This window comes from Flavobacterium algoriphilum, assembly GCF_048158655.1.
Lineage (GTDB): Bacteria > Bacteroidota > Bacteroidia > Flavobacteriales > Flavobacteriaceae > Flavobacterium > Flavobacterium algoriphilum.
Map to the genome: position 1 here is coordinate 96674 of NZ_JBLNKY010000002.1, position 18633 is coordinate 115306.

Below are 18633 nucleotides of genomic sequence, written 5' to 3' on the forward strand. Positions count from 1 at the left end.
GATTGGAAATTACCTAGAATCAAATTAGACCTATCGTAATTTTTAAATCATTAAATATTTTAATTATTCAATTTAGTACTAATTACTCGAATCGTATTTTTTACTTTTTCAGCAATTTTTCTGGCTTCATCAATATTTTTATTTACAATCGTAACATGTCCCATTTTTCTAAAAGGGCGTGTTTCTTTCTTGCCATAAATGTGAGGTGTAACGCCTTCCCAACTTAATATTTTTTCAATATTTTCGTAAACTACATCTCCGGAATAACCTTCTTCGCCAGATAGATTTACCATGATACCTGCCAATTTACTAGCTGTATTTCCCAAAGGTAAATTAAGAATAGCCCGTAAATGATTCTCGAATTGCGAAGTATAACTGGCTTCAATGGAATAATGACCTGAATTGTGCGGGCGGGGAGCGACTTCGTTAACTAAAATTTCATCGTCTTCAGTTTGAAACATTTCGACCGCCAAAAGGCCGACATGATTGAATTTTTCAGAAACATTTAATGCAATTTCAATTGCTTTTTTAGCAACTGCAGCATCAATTCGGGCAGGACAAATCACGTATTCTACTTGATTTGCTTCTGGATGAAATTCCATTTCTACCACAGGATAGGTTTTTATTTCACCTGATGGATTGCGACAAACGATAACTGCCAACTCATTTTTGAAAGGCACCATTTCTTCAGCAATACATTCCACATTGGCTAAATTGTCTAAATCTGAAATTTGTCGAATGACTTTTACCCCATTTCCATCATAACCGAATTCAGTACATTTCCATACAAAAGGCAGCTTTAATTTAGAATCCAGTATAGCAACTACGACACTTTTTAGATTAGCAAATCGCTTGTAATTTGCGGTGGGAATAGCATGTTTGGTATAAAAATCTTTTTGAATTCCTTTATTTTGGATGAGTTTCAATGTTTTAGGCGAAGGATATACTTTTATGCCTTCTTCTTCAAGTTTTAGTAAAGCTTCAAGATTTACCAATTCGATTTCAAAGGTTAATACGTCAACGAGTTTTCCAAAATTGTAAACGGTTTCAAAATTCATTAAATCCCCTTTGAAGAATTTATCACAGGCTATTTTACATGGTGCTTCATCACTTGGATCTAGAACATAAGTTTGTATGTCGAGTTTTCGGGTATCAAACAACAGCATTTTGCCGAGTTGTCCGCCGCCGAGAATTCCTAATTTAAAATCAGAAGAAAAATAATTCATTGTGTAGTAATTTTTACAAAGATAATTGATAAAAAACAATTGTCAATTGATTGTTTGTTGATTTGAGGAATGATATTTTTCAAATTGAAAGTAATAATGATATATTCCGTAAGAATTTTATGTATTAATGGATAAACAAGTATCTTTACCTATCTTTAGGTTATTAATTTTGGATTTGGTTTATCAGGCTGGTTTTAGCTATTTATGTGTAAAATAAGTCTTTTATTACATGTTCTGATTGTTAAAGCTAGGTTTGGTAGCTTTTATATTGACAAATTTTTTTTTGAATTTGATTTTCTTTTAAAAACTAAATGTATGACCTCAAATTATTGGACTAAACATATTCAAAAATATCTTTTCCTTCTCAAAGATGATTTTTTTGAATTACCCTATTTATCTAATTCTCCTCAAGTGATGTTGGATGGTTTAATAAAATTACCGGTGACCAATCATAAAACTCTGCAACAATCCATTTATTTAAATAATGCTTTCTGTAAAGGGATAATACGATATCGAGAAATTGAAGAGGGTTTTTGGCTTTTGGAAACCGATATAAATATCAAAGAAAATATAATCGCTAAGGCAATTTATGATGAAAATCAATTAAGAGAATATTATGTATTATCTTTTTCTGTATTTAAATATAAATATCCTTTTAAAAATTTAAGTGATAGCATACTTCTGAGTACTTGTTGGACTTTTTACAAACCAGGAACAGAAGTGACAACCTATTTTTATAAAGGTACAACGGGTAAGTTTTTTAATATTGCATTTAATAAGGAATGGGCTAATAAAAATCTTTCCTCTAACAAGTTTCCTCAAAAAGAGGTTATTAAAAATTTTTTAGATGCTAAAAAAGGTTTTTTTACTTGGTTAGACATCGCTCCAAAAGCACATTATTTAGCAAAAATAATGTCGAAAAATTTAGAAACAGAAAGTGAAGGAAAATTTAATTCTGTAGATTTAAAAAAGCATTCTATAAAATTGATTACTGAATTTTTTAATAATTCTTTTGAAGATACCCGTATTATAGATAATGTTTCGTTAAGCAATTTAGATTATTATAATGTGGCCAAGGCCGAGAAAATGATTTTACATAATTTGCATCTTCCGTTTTTAGGCATTGAAAGTATAGCAAAGGACGTAAATACTTCTCCCACAAAATTAAAGTCTGATTTTAAAACGGTGTTTGGGTTTTCTATGTTGAAATATCATAAAGAAAAAAACATGTTGTTGGCGATGCAGTTTATTCAAAATTCGGATATTCAAATTCAAAATATAGCTACTGCAACAGGTTATGAAAGTGCCAGTAAATTTACTGCAACATTCAAAGAACGTTTCGGGAAATTGCCTTCTGCTTATAGGGATAATTAAATTGTAGATATTTTTATAAATAAAATATTTAGCAATAGCCTATTTTGTGTTTTCGTTTAATCTATATTTACACAATAAATTCTTAATAATTCCTGTTAATTAAAATTTTATACTCATCAAATATGCGTTTAACTAAGTGGATTAAATTCATAAAAGAGAATATAAATTTTTACAGGGATGGTTTCTTTGAGTTGCCATATTTATCTAATTCACCTGAAATATTAATAAATAGCATTATCAATTCTCCCTCTTCTCGCCACGTTCGGGATGAACAAGCGGTTTACAGAAACAATCCTTTTTCTAAAGGTGTTATGTGTTATAGGGAGATTGAAGAGGGTTTCTGGATTATTGCAACAAATATTACATTTAAGAAAAATGTGATGCTAAAAGCAATTTATGATGAGGACTTTGTTAGTGATTATTACACGCTTACTTTTACAGTTTTTGAGAGCGAAGTGAAATTACAAAACACATTTGCCGATAAGACCCCTTTTTCAAGCAAATACTGGGGTTTCAAAAGACCAGGGACCGAAGTTGGCGCTTATTTTTATAAAGGTTCTATTTGTGAATTTTACCTTTACGGATTCAGTAAAGAATGGGCAGAAAAAAATTTTTCGTTTGAAATTTTACCGGAAGAAAACCAAATTAAAAGTTTTTTAAATTCAGACAAAGGCTTTATATCTTATCAGGATATTGTACCTAATGCAAGTGAATTATCTAAAGAAATTTGGATGAATTTAAAAACGGTTAAAGCAGATCAATTGAGTAAATCAATTTTAAAATCTCAAACACTTCATTTAGTTTCCACTTTTTTTAAGAATGCATTTGTCGACCTACGCATTGGTAATTACATTCCTGTTAATATAACCGATTATAAGAAAATTGCCAAGGCCGAAAAATTAATTGTCGATAATCTAACAGCACCTTTTCAGGGTGTAGATAATATTGCCCAACAGGTAAACTTGTCCCCTACAAAACTAAAGTTGACTTTTAAGTCTGTTCATGGGATTTCTATGTTGCAATACCATAAAGAAAAAAATTTACTTCTCGCTATGCAAATGGTTACAAATACCGATATGCAAATAAAAAACATTGCTTATGCAACGGGTTATGAAAGCGCGAGTAAATTTGCAGCCAATTTTAAAAAGCGCTTTGACAAACTCCCGTCAGAAGTACGTTTTTTATAGCCATTATAAATAGATTTTGGTTATTTTAACAAATTATTTTAATTTTTTTAGGACTATTATTCTGATTTTTTAGTATTATTTCATTTTATATTTTTAGATATAAAAATATAAATCGCTGTTTTTGAATTCTTTAATAAGTCTATGGGTCAATTTTTATCGATTCTATATTTGAAAAATACTAACTGGTCTTAATAGGCTATCGATATGTCCTAATGGGCTATTTCTTCACTTTTTTTTCTTTTATTTTTGGCTGCAAATAAATCTAAAAAAATCAATATGAAATTAAAATTACTCTTCATTATGAGCTTTGCTTGTGTTTTTTATAATACAATGATTGCTCAGTCAAATCAAACAGAACCAAAGTATATCCAAAATTGGACCCAACTTGAAGAGGCAAAATTTTATTTTGATGTTGCATATGCTGTGGTAAAGTGCAGTCCAACATCAAAAGCAATAGTCATTATGAATGCCTTTAACGAAGGAGGTGCTTATCCAAAAGTCGGATTTAAGCTTGCTTTGAAAGATGCAGCCGGCAAGGAGGCTCAGGTGGAAATTGCTCTTTTCAAAACAAAAATCGGAGATATGTTTATCGCGTCTTGCAGTTCAGAGAATCATGCCAATCTAAGGTTTGATGTCCCAGAGGGAATAGATGCCTCTACAATGAAAATTTCGATAATATATAATACAGGATCATGAAAAAAATAATTTCAATCTTATTAATCATTGTATGCTTGGGAGTAAGTACACAATCTTATGCGCAATCTTGTAATAGTATACCTGTAATCAATAGTTTTTCACCAAATACTGGGTTTATTGGAAGTATAGTTACAATTTTTGGTGCAAATTTTGATTCTAATACGATCACTAATAATGTGGTGTATTTTGGATCTACGAGAGCCACTGTTGTTAGTGCCACATTTGGAAAGCTGGAAGTTGTTGTACCTCTTGGAGTTTCTACTGCTCCAATTTCAGTTACAAACCAATGTTATCTTACGGCTTATTCTAGCGTTTCTTTTAATGGTATATTTTGTCCAACTCCGTTGGAACTTCAAACCTATAATAATATAGCTTTTGATTTACCCGGTGTATATGGGGCATATAACATGTTATCACAGGATTTGGATCTTGATGGAAAACCTGAAGTGGTTTCATCTAGCAATGGTGGCGGTTTATCAATTGCTATTAATAATTCAGTTCCTGGGGCACTTTCTTTCAGTGCGCTTAACAGTAATGCAGGTGGTCAGAGTATTTATGCTGCCGATTTTGATGGCGATGGGTTAAAGGATTTACTGTCTACCAATAAGGTAAGTAGAAATATAAGTACGCCAGGTAATGTGTTAATGGCTCCATTCCAATCTATTCCAACGGTGAGTAATTATCAAATTGCAGCAGGGGATTTTAATAACGATGGTAAAATCGATATTATTGGTGGAGTTGGTGCTAATGTGGTAATTGCCTTTAATACAAGTACAGGTCCAGGTAATATTTCATTCGGGCCTGCCCAAATTTTTGCTTTTGTGGAAACACGCTGTTCTGGTATTCAAGTAGCAGATATTGATGGAGATGGTAAAACGGATTTTATAGCGTCACAAGGTGATTCAAATAGAGCTGTTTCCATTAGAAATACTACTTCTGTCGGAAGTACGATCCCATCTTTTGAAGCACCTGAATACTGGGCTTCTGATTCTAATCCTATGGATGGTTTTGGTACTTATCCTTATAGAGCTCAGATTGCTGATTTTGATAAAGATGGTAAAATAGATTTTACATCTTGTAATTTTAGAGGAGAAACTAATGTTGCCTTATGGAGAAATATTTCGACCGTCGGTGATATCGTTTTCGCACCAACTGTCAACCTACCATCTCCAGTGGGTAACTACAGAATAGGGGTAGGTGATGTGGATGGTGATGGGTACTCTGATATTGTAACTAAATCTTTGCAAATTAATGTGTTTTCAGTTTACAGGAACACTACTACAGGCCCAGGAACACCAACTTTTGCCTCAAGAGTTGATTATACATCCAGCGCGGAAGCAGAAGTTTCGGGTATTGTTATTGGTGATTTAGATGGTGATTTTGTGCCAGATATCGCTACTTCTGGAATAAATTCTAATCGTATCTTGTTTCATAGAAACATAAGTTCACAGAAAGACAATACACCACCAACTGCAATTGCCCAAAATGTAGTTGTAGCATTGGCTCCAGATGGAACAGTAAGTGTTACCGCAGCTCAAGTAGATAACGGTTCTTCAGATGCTTGTGGAATTAATACTATAAAACTTTCTCAAACTTTCTTTACATGTGCGAATATTGGTGAAAACCAGGTTGTCCTTACTGTTAAAGATTATACGGGAAATGAATCTAAGACCAAAGCAATAATTAATGTGCAACCTGCGGCAATTATTGTTTCGGGTCAAACCACTGTTTGTCAAGGTGGGTCTATCCCTCTTTCAGCAAATTTAGGAGATTCTTATCAATGGTATAAAAATAGTATTGCCATTAGTGGAGCAACTAGTCAAAATTATATAGCAACACAAACAGGTGCTTATACTTTAGAAGTTACAAATGCGGGTGGCTGTTCTGGAATTTCACTTTCTACGGAGGTAACAGTTAACGAAAATCCAACTGTTAGCATACTTGAAGGAAATAATATTTATTTATGTAGTGGTTCAGCAAACTTGACATCTTCTCAATCATCTGTCTATCAATGGATGAAAGATGGGGTAGATATAGCAAATGCTACTCAGCAAATTTACACTACCACTACAACTGGTGATTATAGTGTCAGAGTGATCGATCTGTTCGGATGTTCGGCTCAATCTTCTACAATTGTAGTTTCCAACGGAGCTCCTGTAATTGGAATAACTGAAGGTACTACACCAATTTCAAATAGGAGTTCAAGTGATTTCGGCACTGTATTCCCGAATGCTAATAATGTTAAGAAGTTTACAATAAGTAATACTGGTGCTAATGCATTAGATGTATCGCAAATCTTAATAAGTGGAGTTGATAATCAGTATTTTAGTGTATTTGGAGCGCCAACATCTGTAGCGGCAAATTCCTCAGCAAATTTTGATTTAATTTTTAATGCTCAAAATATTACTAGTTATAGCGCTGCTTTAACTGTAATCAGTAATGATTGTGATAATGCCAGAATTACTTTTAGTGTAACGGCTGAGATTAACTGCGCTGCTGCTGCTTTAACTTCACATTCTAACATGGTTATAAATACTGATAGCAATAATTGCTCTGCAACTGCAGCTTACATTGTTAATGTTATAGGCACTCCAACACCAAACGTGACTTACTCTTTTTCTGGAGCAACAACTGAGAATGGACAAGGAACAGGTTCTGGGAGTATATTGAATTTAGGTGTGACTACAGTTACAATTAGTGCAAGCAATCCATGTGGAAATGCTTCACAAGCATTCACTGTTACAGTTAAAGATAATCAACTTCCTGTGATTACTTCCAATGGCAATAAAAATGTAACTACTGATTTAAATGTTTGCGGCGCAAAAGTAGTTGTTACCGCAACTGCAGCAGATAATTGTACTGTTGGATTGCCAACTGGCGTTCGTAGTGATGCATTTGCATTGGATGCAGTTTATCCAGTGGGAACCACAACGATTAAATGGAATGTATCAGATGCAAACAGTAATGCGGCAGTTGAAGTTGTCCAAACCGTTATCGTAAGGGATAATCAACTTCCTGTGATTACTTCCAATGGCAATAAAAATGTAACTACTGATTTAAATGTTTGCGGCGCAATTGTACTTGTTTCAGCATCTGCCACAGATAATTGTACTGTAGGTGCAGCAAAAGGCGTTCGAAGCGATGCATTGGCATTGAATGCTGTTTATCCGGTGGGAACCACAACGATTAAATGGAATGTATCAGATGCTAACAGTAATGCGGCAGTTGAAGTTGTCCAAACCGTTATACTAACGGATAATCAACTTCCTGTGATTACTTCCAATGGCAATAAAAATGTAACTACTGATTTAAATGTTTGCGGCGCAAGCGTTGTTGTTTCGGCATCTTCCACAGATAATTGTACTGTAGGTGCAGCAAAAGGAGTTCGAAGCGATGCGTTGGCATTGAATTCCATTTATCCGGTGGGAACCACAACGATCAAATGGAACGTATATGATGCTAACAGTAATGCGGCAGTTGAAGTTGTTCAAACCGTTATCGTAAGGGATGATCAACTTCCTGTGATTACTTCCAATGGCAATAAAAATGTAACTACTGATTTAAATGTTTGCGGCGCAAGGGTAGTTGTTTCGGCATCTACCACAGATAATTGTACTGTAGGTGCAGCAAAAGGCGTTCGAAGCGATGCATTGGCATTGAGTGCTGTTTATCCGGTGGGAACCACAACGATTAAATGGAATGCAAGTGATAGTAATGGAAAAGATGCGGTTGCAGTAATTCAAACGGTAATAGTGGTTGACAATGCTCTGCCGACAGTGCTTACAAAAAATATAACGGTTCAACTCAATGCGGCAGGAAATGTTTCGATAACTCCAACCCAAATCAATAATGGAAGTTCAGATGCTTGTGGAATTGCTTTATTGACATTAGATAAAACTTCGTTTACTTGTGCCACTCTTGGAGCTAATACAGTTACTTTGACTGCTACAGATGTAAACGGAAACGTTTCTTCTCGAACGGCAATCGTAACTGTTGAAGATAAGGTTGTTCCAGTGGTTGTTACAAAAAATACTACGATTCAATTGAATGCTATAGGAACTGCTTCGATAGTTGTTGCAGATGTAAACAATGGTTCAGCGGATAATTGCGGAATCAGTTTATTAGAATTAGATAAAACTTCATTTACATGTGCTAATATTGGTGTAAATACAGTGACATTAAAAGTTACAGATAATAACGGAAATGTTGCTACTAAAACGGCTATTATAACTGTCGAAGATAAAATAGCTCCAGTAGTAATTACAAAAAATATCACCGTTCAACTTGACGCTTCGTCAAATGTTTTGATAGCTGCTGCAGATGTAAATAATGGTTCAACTGATAATTGTGCAATCAGTTTATTAGAACTCGATAAGGCATTATTTAGTTGTGCCGATGTGGGTGAGAATGTAGTTACTCTAAAAGTAACAGATAATAGTGGAAATGTTTCTACTAAAACAGTTAATGTAACAATTGTTAATAGTCGGCCTAATTTAATTAGAAAACATTTTGACGATGTTATTTTCTTTGATAATAATTCTAAGACCTTCATTGCTTTCAGCTGGTACAAAAATGGAGTTTTAGTATCGAGTCAAAAAGCTCAATATTTTAAAGATACTGGGATTCTTAATGGCACCTATTACGCTAAAGCTACAAAAATAGATGGTACGGTTATTACAACATGCCCTTTGACGTTTTCTGCTTCAATAGTAGATGAATATTTAAAGATTGCATCTAATCCGGTTAAAAGTAATTCAAGTTACCAAATTTTTACTACTGTTGATTCCGTTAAGTTGCAAAATGCTCGTATTACAGTTTTTAATATGCTTGGAGTACTAGTGAGCGATAAAATGGTTGATAGTAAAACAATGGATATGATTGCGCCAAATACGGAGGGGATTTATTTAGTAAGGCTGACCTTAGCAAATGGTAAATACTTTACAAAAAACCTTTTAGTTAAAAATTAAATCACTTAAGAGTATGAAATCCTCATTTTTATAGGAATGAGGATGGAATATTCAAATGCAATAAAAATAAATAAATATGAAATTTGATGTTAAATATATAGTAGGATTTGCACTGATTTTATTCTCTCAAGGAATTAAAGCGCAGTTTTATGTAGGAATACAAACAGGAATAGGGAATATTCAAAGTGATGTAAAAGGGGTGAGGTCAGCCACTGATATTGGCGGAGCATTAAAGGCAGGTTACATATATTCATTGACAGATCACATAGGCATTGGATCTGGAGTTGAGTTTGCACAATATAAGCAAAAGGTGTCTTTAGAACAACCCTCAGCAACGCTAACTAATTTCGAGGTTGATGCTATTGGCTCGGCATTTTCGTACAATATTACTACAGGAAATTATAAAGAATCTCAAACATTGCAAGCTATTCAGATTCCACTTTTTTTGCAGTATAAAAAGAATATTAACAAAGGAATTGATTTCAATTTTAGGGCTGGTGTTAAATACTTCTTACCTATAAATTACAAAATCAAATCTTCGGCAACAACGGCTAAAGGAGTTGCTTACTACCCAGATGTTAATTTATACATTGATAATTTGCCAGAATATGGTTTTGGGAATCAAACAAATTACGCTGCATCAGGAGAATACAACACAAAAGGTATTTTGATGAGTACGTTTGAATTAGGTTTTACTTTTCAAATGGGAGAAAAGAGTGCTTTGTACGCCGCGATGTTTCTTGACAGCGGTTATGGAACAATCCTTGATCAAAAACAAAACGAGTCTTATTTAAGCTATAATCCAACATCAAGTACTGACAGAAAAGCAAACGGATTGTACAGTACCGACAAAGACGCAAGTATCAAACCTGTTGCATTCGGTTTAACAGTGGGTTGGAATTTTGAATGAATTTTTGTGGCCAGTGTATAATCAAGATGTTATAGGAGACTAAATAGTAAAAAAACATAAATGAACTGAAGGGGTTTTGCTCTAATTTTAAAAGTGTTTTTAATTTAAAAATGATCAAAGGCTTTCTTTTTATAAAGGCAGCCTTTTTTTTGTTTTCTGACGATTCAAGTAAGCAATAAAGAGAAAGTAAAACAATAGGCTGAATATTTTTGAATTTCTTCTATGACTCTTAATGTTGAAAATGCTATTTTATTTTCTTCGAAATTTATGTTCCATTATTTAATGCTTTTAATAGATTTAAAGTTGGTTTTTTATGCAATTTACTTAAAATTACAAATTAATGCCCATTTATCAATTGTCAAATCCGAATTCTGTATCTTTGCTCATTATTTTAAACACAAAAATAATGATACAACTTCACGATAAACAATTTGTTCCGTTTATTTCTGCCAAAGAAATTGACTTTGCCATTGCTAAAATGGTTACGCAAATAGAAGACGATTTTGCTGATGAAACACCATTATTCGTTGGGGTATTGAATGGTGCTTTTATGGTGGTTTCTGATTTTATGAAACTGTATAAAAAACCATGTGAGGTATCTTTCATAAAAATGGCCTCTTACGAGGGAACTTCTTCTACAAACGAAGTGAAACAGTTAATAGGGTTGAACCAAGATTTGACTGGTCGCACCGTTATTATAATAGAAGATATTGTCGATACCGGGAATACTTTGGTAGAGCTGAAAGCATTATTTAAAAAACAAAATGTAAAGCATTTTAAAATAGCAACACTTTTTTTTAAACCGGAAGCCTTTACAAAAGACCTGAAAATAGATTACGTTGGAATTAGAATTCCAAATAAATTTATTGTGGGTTTTGGATTGGATTATGATGGTTTAGGAAGAAACTTACCCGAAGTATATAAACTAAAAGAATAACGAACACAACAACATGACTAACATTGTTTTATTTGGAAAACCAGGAGCAGGTAAAGGAACCCAAGCAGAATTTTTAAAAGAAAAATACAAATTAACGCATATCTCCACTGGTGATGTATTTCGTTTTAATTTAAAAAACGATACCGAACTTGGGAAACAAGCAAGAGTATACATGGATGCTGGGGATTTAGTCCCAGATGAATTGACAACAAAAATGCTAATTGACGAGGTAAATAAACACCCGGACACCAATGGGGTTTTATTTGACGGTTATCCAAGAACAATTTCGCAAGCAAAGGATTTAGATGTATTTCTTACCTCCATAGGTTCCAATGTTGCCGCAACTATTGCGCTAGAAGCCGATGATGAAATCTTGGTTGCAAGATTACTTGAACGAGGAAAAACAAGTGGTAGAATTGATGATCAAGACGAAGAAAAAATTAGAAATCGGTACCAGGAATATAATGAAAAAACAGCTCCTTTAATGGATTATTATCAGGAGCAAGGGAAGTTTCACACAGTAAATGGAATAGGTTCCATTACTGAAATTACGGAAAGAGTAAGTAATATTATTGATAATTTATAGTTGCAATTCCTTGTTATAAATTTATTTTTATAAGTCATAAAAGGAGCTTCTTTTGGTCGGCCTGTTTTGACAAGAAAAAGCAGATTTTAACTCTGTGCTTTACATTATTATTTGGGCTAAAAATCCAGATTGGAGATTTAAGAAAGTAAAAAAACAGAAATCAGAATTTAAATAAAAAACGAATCAACTAAAGAAATTGGAAATACTAATAATATTTTTTCTAATACTATTAAATGGGGTTTTCTCTATGTCAGAAATCGCCTTGATTTCAGCACGAAAGAATAGATTAGAGACTGCGGCAAAAAAAGGAAATAAAAGCGCTAAAGTTGCATTAGATTTAGCAAATTCGCCTAATAAATTTTTGTCAACAGTACAAATAGGAATTACTCTGATAGGAATTCTTACCGGTATTTATAGTGGTGATAAAATAACTAAGGATGTTGAAGCATTTATAATAGGGTTTGAAATAATGAAACCTTATGCACATTCTGTTTCTGTAGGTTTAGTTGTTGTGATTTTGACTTTTTTCTCCTTAGTATTGGGGGAATTATTACCTAAAAGAATAGGCTTGAATCACCCGGAATCCATTGCTAAAGCTGTGGCTTTACCCATGAAAATTGTTTCGATTGTTACCGCGCCATTTATTTGGTTGTTAACTCATTCAACGGATTTTTTATTAAATATTTTACAAATAAAACCCACTGCTGATGGTAAAGTAACCGAAGAAGAAATAAAAGCGATTATCAAGGAAGGTACTGAAGGTGGAGAAGTACAGGAAATAGAGCAAGATATTGTAGAGCGCGTTTTTCATATTGGAGACAGAAAGATAAACTCATTGATGACGCATAGAAAATCAGTAATTTTTTTGCCTTTGCATTCTGATAAAGAACAGGTTAAAGAATTTATGCTTAAGGAATTACATTCTATTTACCCTGTCTTTGATAAAAATTATGATGATATTGTAGGTGTTGTTAATCTTAAAAATATTTTTGCTCATTTTGAGAATGAAAATTTTAATTTAGCGGATATAATGACTGAAGCTCCTTTTATGATGGAGCAAACTACTGCTTATGTAGCTTTGGAGAATTTCAAAAAAACAGGCATTCATTATGCATTTGTCTCTGATGAATACGGTGTTTTTCAAGGCGTAATTACTTTGAATGATATTCTGGAAGCCTTGGTTGGTGACGCTTCTGATTTTTATAAAGACGATTTTCAATTGATTGAAAGAGAAGATGGGACTTGGTTGGTTGACGGGCATTATTCACTACATGATTTCTTGACTTACTTTGAATTAGATGAATTAATCAATGATTACGAGGTAACCACGGTGAGTGGGTTAATAATGACAGAACTCTCTCATATACCTAAACAAGGGGAAAAATTAATTTGGCAAAAATTTGAGTTAGAAGTCATTGATATGGATGGCGTGAAGATTGATAAAGTGATGGTGAAAGCACTTAAATAATTAATAAAAATTTTTAGTCCCAGTTTCAGTTTTCAGCATTATTGTACTGAATATCATAACTGAACACTGCGACTGAATACTGAATACTAAAAAATATGACTGAAGGGAATTTTGTAGATTACGTTAAAATATATGTTTCTTCCGGAAAAGGAGGAAAAGGGTCTACGCATTTGCATAGAGAAAAATTTATTGAAAAAGGCGGTCCAGATGGTGGTGATGGTGGTCGTGGAGGCCATGTTTTTTTGGTTGGTAACAAAGGTCTTTGGACATTGTTTCACCTTAAATTTGCCCGACATATTAAAGCTGGTAATGGTGGAGATGGTAGTGGTGACAGAAGTACAGGTGCTGATGGTGATGATAAATTCATTGAAGTTCCCCTAGGAACAGTTGTAAAAGATAAAGAAACCGGAGAAATATTATTTGAAATTACCGAAGACGGTGAAAAACAAATACTTTCTCGTGGTGGAAAAGGGGGTTTAGGGAACTGGCATTTTAGGAGTTCAACCAATCAAACGCCTAGATACTCACAACCTGGTTTGCCTGGTGCAGAGATGGATGTTATTCTTGAGCTTAAAGTGCTAGCCGATGTAGGTTTAGTAGGTTTTCCTAATGCAGGAAAATCAACATTGTTGTCAGTATTGACTTCAGCTAAACCAAAAATTGCCGATTATCCATTTACTACTTTAAAACCAAATCTTGGAATCGTGGCGTACAGAGATTTTCAATCTTTTGTAATTGCTGATATTCCTGGAATAATTGAAGGTGCAGCCGAAGGAAAAGGTCTCGGACATTATTTCTTGCGTCATATTGAACGTAATTCAACATTATTGTTCTTAGTTCCTGTGGATACGCCAGATATAAAAGCGGAATATGATATTTTAGTAAACGAATTGACAAAATACAATCCAGAGATGCTTGACAAAGAGCGTTTATTGGTAATTTCAAAATGCGACATGCTTGATGATGGGTTGAAAGCAGAATTAAAAGTAGAATTAGACGTTGCTTTCAAAGATATCCCTTACATGTTTATCTCTTCGGTTGCTCAACAAGGTTTGACCGAACTGAAAGACAAATTATGGAAAATGTTGAATGATTAACATTTTAAAATTTTTATTTAAAGGTGTTCTGAAAAGAGCACCTTTTTTGTTTTTTATAATTTATTTGATTCAGTTATGATTGTAAGTATCAAATAAGTACTGCAGGGTTTCAGGGATATTATTCGCTTGTATCTTCGGGTATTTTATATTGGAATTAAGCCAGTTTTCTATTGTTAAATAAAAATCATCCTCAACATCATAAAGAACAGGAACTCCCATTTTTTTGAGAGCCGCTGCATTGCATTCTTGCTCATAGTGCTTCCGAATAGGAATAGAGAGTATTTTTTTCTCTAAATATAATGCCTCAGCGGGCGTTTCAAAACCACCGCCAGTAATAATTCCTTCACAATTTATGAGACTTTTATTGAAGTATTCTTGATTAACGGGAAAATAAGTAACGTTTTTTATGGTTTGTTTGGTTTTTATATCATTCAAAAACCAATGAAAAGATAAGTTAGGAAGCTTGTTGAAAGCTTTCTCTAAACAATCTTTTTGAAAAGAAGGTAAATAAACAGTAATATGACCCATGTTTTTGGGTTCGGAATTCATGATTTCATCTTTGATAATTGGAGGTCGTATAAAGGAATCATATTTGTCAAAATGCAAACCAATATATTGAGGAGAAGGGGCAAAATGTTTTAAAATCATTTCTCCCATAATGCTCTTTTTTTCAGGTCTGGGAGTCAAAGGGGATATGAAACTGGCTTGATGTCCAAATTGAATTGAATGCACTTTTTGTAATTTGCAAGCCAAAGAAGTAATCGAATCAAAATCATTGATGACCACATCGTAGTTTTTCAGCGGTAAAGAATTAGCGTCTTTATATATTTGTTTTGGTTTAATGTTTTTGGCAATATCCCAATAATTCAAGCCACCGCATTTACTGTAATGTAGGCTACAGCCTTCGCTTTTGAATTTTATAGGTAAATTGACATCCAGACTAGCATTGTTGCCACTCATAAAAAAATCAACTTCTCCAAATTTTTGAAGATAAGGATACAGTTGTACGGCCCTACTGATGTGACCATTGCCCGTTGCCTGAATAGCATAAAATATTTTCATTACTGTATGTTTTTATTTTTAGAACGCTTCTACTGTTTTTCTGAATACGGTTTTTAGGAAAGAATTTTGTTAACAATGTCATTAACTATTTTTTCCTCATGGTTGTCAGTGTCTTTGTAGTGTTCTGTTTTATAATGATAAATAGTCCATTTTTGCTTTTTATATTCTAATGCTGTAAGGTTTTCAATCCAATCACCACTATTCAAATACATCACTTTTCCGTGTTCATTTTCTATTTCCTTCATTTGGGGTTTGTGAATGTGTCCGCAAACTACATAAGTATATTTTTTTTGGATTGCTATTTCTGCTGCAGTAGTTTCAAAATTGGATATAAAGGAAATTGCTTTCTTGACACTGTCTTTAATTATTTTGGAGTAGCTTCTTTTTTCTTTGCCTAAAACTCCCAAAACCCAATTAATTAAACTGTTGATTAAAATCAATAAATCATAGCCTTTCCCACCTAGTTTGGCCAGTATTTTGGCATAGCCCTGAGTAGAGGAGTCGAATACATCACCGTGGAAAATCCACGTTTTTTTGCCGTCTAAATCCAGAATTAGTTTATCCACCAATTCGAAATTGCCTAAAATAAAATCAGAATATTTTCGTAAAGCTTCATCGTGGTTTCCGGTTATGTAAATTACTCGAGTGCCAAGATTAGACATTTTTATAATTTGTCTCAATACATTCATATGAGAAGCAGGGAAATAACTTTTGGTGAAACTCCACATATCGATGATGTCTCCATTTAAAACCAATGTTTGGGGATTTATCGATTTTAAATACTGCAATAACTCTTTTGCATGACATCCGTAAGTGCCTAAGTGAACGTCACTTATGACTACCAGCGGAATTTTTCTTTTTCTTTTCATTTTTAGTTTTTGCGAAAGTAAGACCACTATGTTATGACAATGTGTTTTTAGTATTATTATTTCTCAGGATGACTTGGCTTGTAACTCTTTTTAAGATTAAAAAATCTGTTTAATACTTTAAAATTTCCTTATTTTTGAAAGATGAAAAAAATGGCATACTTCTTTTTACTAATTCCTTTGATGATTTGGTCACAATCCAGTTTTGATGCCGCAGAAAAATTATTCAAAGAGGAAAAATTTGATCAATCGCGACCTATTTTTGAAAATTTTCTAAGAAGTAATCCGTCTAGTCTTAAAACGATCGAATATCTTGGAGATATTGCTGGCCGTAATAAATCTTGGGATACAGCGATAGGATATTATAAAAAACTGAAGCAATTGAAACCTTCAGAAGCCAATTATTATTATAAATATGGAGGTGCCCTTGGCATGAAAGCGACTCAAGTCAATAAATTCAAAGCGATTGGAATGATTGATGAAGTTAAAGGGTCTTTTGAAAAAGCAATAGTTTTCAATCCGAAGCATATTGAGGCGCGTTGGGCATTGATAGAGTTGTATATTCAGTTGCCAGGAATTATTGGCGGAAGCGAGTCTAAGGCTATGAAATATTCGAATGAATTATTTCGGTTGTCACCCGTTGATGGTTATTTATCTAAAGGGCATATTGACGAATATTATAAAAGATATAAAATTGCAGAGCAAAACTACAAAAAAGCAATAGCTCTAGGCGGTTCAAAAATGAGCTATCAAATGCTGGCTAATTTGTATAAAAATAAAATGAACGAACCTGATAAAGCCAAAACAGTTTTAGAAGAATATAAAAATAAAAAAGGGTAAATAAATTAAGATTAATTTCTAATTTGTTTCGAATTCAACAACTATAAACCAGAAACTTAATGCGTACACATTTTATAGCTATTGGAGGAAGTGCCATGCACAATCTCGCTTTAGCACTACACAACAAAGGGTATCAAGTTACAGGAAGTGACGATGCCATTTTTGAACCATCAAAATCAAGATTAGACAAAAAAGGGATTTTGCCTTCGGAATTAGGATGGTTTACAGAGAAAATTACCTCAGATATTGAAGCAGTAATTTTAGGAATGCATGCCAAAGCAGACAATCCTGAATTGTTGAAAGCACAGGAATTAGGGTTGAAAATATATTCTTATCCTGAATTCCTTTACGAACAATCCAAAAATAAAACGCGAGTTGTAATTGGTGGTTCTCATGGAAAAACAACGATAACTTCAATGATTCTCCACGTTATGCACTATCATGATATAGCGGTTGATTATATGGTTGGCGCACAATTGGAAGGATTCGATACGATGGTACATCTTACTGAGGAAAATGATTTTATTGTTTTGGAAGGAGATGAATATTTGTCTTCGCCAATAGACAGAAGACCAAAGTTTCATTTGTACCAACCGAATATTGCTTTAATTTCTGGTATAGCCTGGGATCATATCAATGTTTTTCCAACATATGAAAATTATGTGGAACAGTTTGAAATTTTTATTGGCAAAATTACCAATGGTGGAATTTTAGTTTACGATGAAGATGATGCCGAAGTAAAACGTGTTGCCGAAGCCGCTATAAATCCAATCCGAAAATTAGCGTATCATACCCCAAAATATACCGTAAACGATGGTGTTACACTTCTCGAAACTCCGGAAGGCGACATGCCAATAGAAGTTTTTGGAGCGCATAATCTTAATAATTTGGCTGGAGCCAAATGGATTTGCCAAAATATGGGCGTTGATGAAGCCGATTTTTACGAAGCAATTGCAAGTTTTAAAGGCGCATCAAAACGATTAGAAAAAATCGCTGAAAGTAAAACTAAAGTGGCGTATAAAGATTTTGCCCATTCACCAAGTAAAGTGGCGGCAACTACAAAAGCTGTAAAAGAGCAATATCCAAATAGAACTTTAGTGGCTTGTTTAGAGTTACATACCTATAGCAGCTTGAATGCTGAATTTTTAAAAGAATATGAAGGCGCATTAGAGTATGCCGATAAAGCAGTTGTTTTCTATTCGCCAGATGCAGTAAAAATTAAGCAGCTGGAAGAAGTGACTTATGAACAAATCGCAAATGCATTCAATAGAAAAGATTTAATTATTTATACAAATCCAAAAGATTTTAAAGACTATTTGTTTAATCTTAATCTTGAGAATTCAGCTTTATTATTGATGAGCTCCGGGAATTATGGAGGATTGAATTTTGATGAAGTTAAGGAATTGGTACAATAGTA

14 protein-coding genes are annotated in these 18633 nt (G+C 33.5%); 11 read left to right on the forward strand and 3 right to left on the reverse strand.

The window, feature by feature from the left end:
* Nucleotides 1-59: 59 nt before the first annotated feature.
* Nucleotides 60-1226: a 5-(carboxyamino)imidazole ribonucleotide synthase gene (locus ACM55G_RS05190; RefSeq protein WP_416842860.1), complete on the reverse strand. Its 1167-nt coding sequence runs from the start codon at nt 1224-1226 to the stop codon at nt 60-62.
* Between the two features lie 315 nt (nt 1227-1541).
* Between ACM55G_RS05190 and ACM55G_RS05195 the strand changes: the two genes are divergently transcribed.
* The 9 genes from ACM55G_RS05195 to obgE all read left to right on the forward strand — a co-directional run bounded on the left by ACM55G_RS05195 (nt 1542) and on the right by obgE (nt 14448).
* Nucleotides 1542-2600 (forward strand): helix-turn-helix domain-containing protein, encoded by a 1059-nt coding sequence (locus tag ACM55G_RS05195; RefSeq protein ID WP_416842861.1) that lies wholly within the window; start codon nt 1542-1544, stop codon nt 2598-2600.
* A 122-nt stretch (nt 2601-2722) separates the two neighbouring features.
* The gene (locus ACM55G_RS05200) at nt 2723-3787 is read left to right on the forward strand and encodes a helix-turn-helix domain-containing protein (RefSeq protein ID WP_416842862.1); all 1065 of its coding nucleotides are present in this window, start codon (nt 2723-2725) and stop codon (nt 3785-3787) included.
* A gap of 276 nt (nt 3788-4063) precedes the next feature.
* A complete protein-coding gene (locus tag ACM55G_RS05205) occupies nt 4064-4483 on the forward strand; it encodes a hypothetical protein (RefSeq protein WP_416842863.1) in 420 nt (139 codons plus the stop codon).
* Complete coding sequence (locus tag ACM55G_RS05210) at nt 4480-9450, forward strand: FG-GAP-like repeat-containing protein (protein WP_416842864.1); 4971 nt, start codon at nt 4480-4482, stop codon at nt 9448-9450. Before ACM55G_RS05205 ends, ACM55G_RS05210 begins: the two co-directional genes overlap by 4 nt.
* A gap of 76 nt (nt 9451-9526) precedes the next feature.
* On the forward strand, nt 9527-10360 hold the full coding sequence (locus ACM55G_RS05215; protein ID WP_416842865.1) for a hypothetical protein: 834 nt from the start codon (nt 9527-9529) through the stop codon (nt 10358-10360).
* A gap of 406 nt (nt 10361-10766) precedes the next feature.
* Nucleotides 10767-11297, forward strand: a complete 531-nt coding sequence (gene hpt / locus ACM55G_RS05220) for a hypoxanthine phosphoribosyltransferase (RefSeq protein ID WP_416842866.1) — start codon at nt 10767-10769, stop codon at nt 11295-11297.
* A gap of 13 nt (nt 11298-11310) precedes the next feature.
* Nucleotides 11311-11883 carry an adenylate kinase gene (locus tag ACM55G_RS05225; protein ID WP_416842867.1) on the forward strand — a complete coding sequence of 191 codons (573 nt, stop codon included), beginning with the start codon at nt 11311-11313 and terminating at the stop codon, nt 11881-11883.
* 196 nt (nt 11884-12079) lie between these two features.
* Entirely contained in the window at nt 12080-13351 is a 1272-nt protein-coding gene (locus ACM55G_RS05230; RefSeq protein ID WP_416842868.1) for a hemolysin family protein, read from the forward strand.
* Nucleotides 13352-13446: 95 nt separating this feature from the next.
* Nucleotides 13447-14448 carry a GTPase ObgE gene (gene obgE / locus ACM55G_RS05235; RefSeq protein WP_416842869.1) on the forward strand — a complete coding sequence of 334 codons (1002 nt, stop codon included), beginning with the start codon at nt 13447-13449 and terminating at the stop codon, nt 14446-14448.
* A 69-nt stretch (nt 14449-14517) separates the two neighbouring features.
* Here the strand turns inward: obgE and ACM55G_RS05240 are convergent, their stop codons facing one another.
* Both ACM55G_RS05240 and ACM55G_RS05245 read right to left on the reverse strand, forming a co-directional pair.
* Nucleotides 14518-15510 carry a glycosyltransferase family protein gene (locus ACM55G_RS05240; protein ID WP_416842870.1) on the reverse strand — a complete coding sequence of 331 codons (993 nt, stop codon included), beginning with the start codon at nt 15508-15510 and terminating at the stop codon, nt 14518-14520.
* 53 nt (nt 15511-15563) lie between these two features.
* Nucleotides 15564-16379: a UDP-2,3-diacylglucosamine diphosphatase gene (locus ACM55G_RS05245; protein WP_416842871.1), complete on the reverse strand. Its 816-nt coding sequence runs from the start codon at nt 16377-16379 to the stop codon at nt 15564-15566.
* A 150-nt stretch (nt 16380-16529) separates the two neighbouring features.
* Between ACM55G_RS05245 and ACM55G_RS05250 the strand changes: the two genes are divergently transcribed.
* Together ACM55G_RS05250 and ACM55G_RS05255 are read left to right on the forward strand one after the other, a co-directional pair.
* Nucleotides 16530-17216: a tetratricopeptide repeat protein gene (locus tag ACM55G_RS05250; RefSeq protein ID WP_416842872.1), complete on the forward strand. Its 687-nt coding sequence runs from the start codon at nt 16530-16532 to the stop codon at nt 17214-17216.
* A gap of 59 nt (nt 17217-17275) precedes the next feature.
* A complete protein-coding gene (locus tag ACM55G_RS05255; protein ID WP_416842873.1) occupies nt 17276-18631 on the forward strand; it encodes a UDP-N-acetylmuramate--L-alanine ligase in 1356 nt (451 codons plus the stop codon).
* Nucleotides 18632-18633: the final 2 nt, after the last annotated feature.

Coding starts and splice junctions, on each gene's coding strand:
- ACM55G_RS05190 (WP_416842860.1), bottom strand. CDS start 1,226: ATGAATTATTTTTCTTCTGATTTTAAATTAGGAATTCTCGGCGGCGGA.
- ACM55G_RS05195 (WP_416842861.1), top strand. CDS start 1,542: ATGACCTCAAATTATTGGACTAAACATATTCAAAAATATCTTTTCCTT.
- ACM55G_RS05200 (WP_416842862.1), top strand. CDS start 2,723: ATGCGTTTAACTAAGTGGATTAAATTCATAAAAGAGAATATAAATTTT.
- ACM55G_RS05205 (WP_416842863.1), top strand. CDS start 4,064: ATGAAATTAAAATTACTCTTCATTATGAGCTTTGCTTGTGTTTTTTAT.
- ACM55G_RS05210 (WP_416842864.1), top strand. CDS start 4,480: ATGAAAAAAATAATTTCAATCTTATTAATCATTGTATGCTTGGGAGTA.
- ACM55G_RS05215 (WP_416842865.1), top strand. CDS start 9,527: ATGAAATTTGATGTTAAATATATAGTAGGATTTGCACTGATTTTATTC.
- hpt (WP_416842866.1), top strand. CDS start 10,767: ATGATACAACTTCACGATAAACAATTTGTTCCGTTTATTTCTGCCAAA.
- ACM55G_RS05225 (WP_416842867.1), top strand. CDS start 11,311: ATGACTAACATTGTTTTATTTGGAAAACCAGGAGCAGGTAAAGGAACC.
- obgE (WP_416842869.1), top strand. CDS start 13,447: ATGACTGAAGGGAATTTTGTAGATTACGTTAAAATATATGTTTCTTCC.
- ACM55G_RS05240 (WP_416842870.1), bottom strand. CDS start 15,510: ATGAAAATATTTTATGCTATTCAGGCAACGGGCAATGGTCACATCAGT.
- ACM55G_RS05245 (WP_416842871.1), bottom strand. CDS start 16,379: ATGAAAAGAAAAAGAAAAATTCCGCTGGTAGTCATAAGTGACGTTCAC.
- ACM55G_RS05250 (WP_416842872.1), top strand. CDS start 16,530: ATGGCATACTTCTTTTTACTAATTCCTTTGATGATTTGGTCACAATCC.
- ACM55G_RS05255 (WP_416842873.1), top strand. CDS start 17,276: ATGCGTACACATTTTATAGCTATTGGAGGAAGTGCCATGCACAATCTC.